The following is a 1,965-nucleotide window of genomic DNA, read 5'->3' as shown; positions in this document are numbered from 1 at the left end:
GTAAGATTCCTGAATAAGAGCTAGACAAGATTATAACAATTTTATTTACAACGAAGAGTTTGATCCTGGCTCAGGATGAACGCTAGCGGGAGGCCTAACACATGCAAGTCGAGCGGGATTCACTTTCGGGTGATGAGAGCGGCGCACGGGTGCGTAACGCGTATGCAACCTGCCTCTAACAGGGGGATAGCCCGTTGAAAGACGGATTAATACCCCATAGTATAATTGGATGGCATCATTTAATTATTAAAGCTCCGGCGGTTAGAGATGGGCATGCGTGACATTAGTTAGTTGGTGAGGTAACGGCTCACCAAGACTACGATGTCTAGGGGTTCTGAGAGGATGATCCCCCACACTGGTACTGAGACACGGACCAGACTCCTACGGGAGGCAGCAGTGAGGAATATTGGTCAATGGGCGCAAGCCTGAACCAGCCATCCCGCGTGAAGGAAGAATGTCCTATGGATTGTAAACTTCTTTTGTATACCAAGAATGGTTCCTACGTGTAGGGATTTGACGGTAGTATACGAATAAGCATCGGCTAACTCCGTGCCAGCAGCCGCGGTAATACGGAGGATGCAAGCGTTATCCGGATTCATTGGGTTTAAAGGGTACGTAGGCGGCCTGTTAAGTCAGTGGTGAAAGTTTGCGGCTTAACCGTAAAATTGCCATTGATACTGATGGGCTTGAGTACAGTTGAGGTAGGCGGAATGTGTAGTGTAGCGGTGAAATGCTTAGATATTACACAGAACTCCGATTGCGAAGGCAGCTTACTAAACTGTCACTGACGCTGAGGTACGAAAGCGTGGGGAGCGAACAGGATTAGATACCCTGGTAGTCCACGCCGTAAACGATGCTCACTCGCTGTTTGCGATATATTGCAAGCGGCCAAGCGAAAGCATTAAGTGAGCCACCTGGGGAGTACGCCGGCAACGGTGAAACTCAAAGGAATTGACGGGGGCCCGCACAAGCGGAGGAACATGTGGTTTAATTCGATGATACGCGAGGAACCTTACCTGGGCTTAAATGGGGAGTGACAGCTGCCGAAAGGTGGTTTTCTTCGGACACTCTTCAAGGTGCTGCATGGTTGTCGTCAGCTCGTGCCGTGAGGTGTCGGGTTAAGTCCCATAACGAGCGCAACCCTTACCGTTAGTTACCATCAGGTTATGCTGGGGACTCTAGCGGGACTGCCACCGTAAGGTGAGAGGAAGGTGGGGATGACGTCAAATCAGCACGGCCCTTATGTCCAGGGCTACACACGTGTTACAATGGCCAGTACAAAGGGCAGCTACTTGGTGACAAGATGCTAATCTCTAAAGCTGGTCTCAGTTCGGATCGAAGTCTGCAACCCGACTTCGTGAAGCTGGATTCGCTAGTAATCGCGCATCAGCCATGGCGCGGTGAATACGTTCCCGGGCCTTGTACACACCGCCCGTCAAACCATGGAAGTGGGGGGTACCTGAAGTCTGTAACCGCAAGGAGCGGCCTAGGGTAAAACTCGTAACTGGGGTTAAGTCGTAACAAGGTAGCCGTACCGGAAGGTGTGGCTGGAACACCTCCTTTCTGGAGCTGTTCAGGAAAGACTGAAGGCTTGAATGTTTGAATTTGTTTTAAAGCAAATTACTTTATCTCTACCTTTTTAAAACATATACTAGAAGAGAGCACACGCGGAAAAGCTGTCAGCTTACAAGCTAATAGCTTAAAGCAACGCTTGAAGCATAAAGACAGTCCCGTAGCTCAGCTGGTTAGAGCGCTACACTGATAATGTAGAGGTCCCCAGTTCAAGTCTGGGCGGGACTACTGCCAAGGCAAATGCCAAACGATAAAACTCCAAATAACAAATTTTGGAATTTGGAAATTAAAGGTTTGGAATTTGAACAAACACGGGGGATTAGCTCAGTTGGCTAGAGCGCTAGATTTGCATTCTAGAGGTCAAGGGTTCGACTCCCTTATTCTCCACCAAAA

At 49.1% G+C, this 1,965-nt stretch carries 2 tRNA genes and 1 rRNA gene; all 3 read left to right on the top strand.

The annotated features are described in order from the left end of the window. Nucleotides 1–47: 47 nt before the first annotated feature. Nucleotides 48–1,563, top strand: a 16S ribosomal RNA gene (locus BC643_RS23275). Between the two features lie 163 nt (nucleotides 1,564–1,726). Beyond that, nucleotides 1,727–1,800 (top strand) — tRNA-Ile (locus BC643_RS23270). Nucleotides 1,801–1,885: 85 nt separating this feature from the next. Further along, nucleotides 1,886–1,962: transfer RNA gene (locus BC643_RS23265), tRNA-Ala, on the top strand. Nucleotides 1,963–1,965 lie beyond the last annotated feature (3 nt).

This window comes from Mangrovibacterium diazotrophicum (genome assembly GCF_003610535.1).
Taxonomy (GTDB): Bacteria; Bacteroidota; Bacteroidia; order Bacteroidales; family Prolixibacteraceae; genus Mangrovibacterium; species Mangrovibacterium diazotrophicum.
The sequence above is the reverse complement of the archived record's forward strand: the minus strand, read 5'-3'. Positions and strand labels throughout refer to the sequence as shown.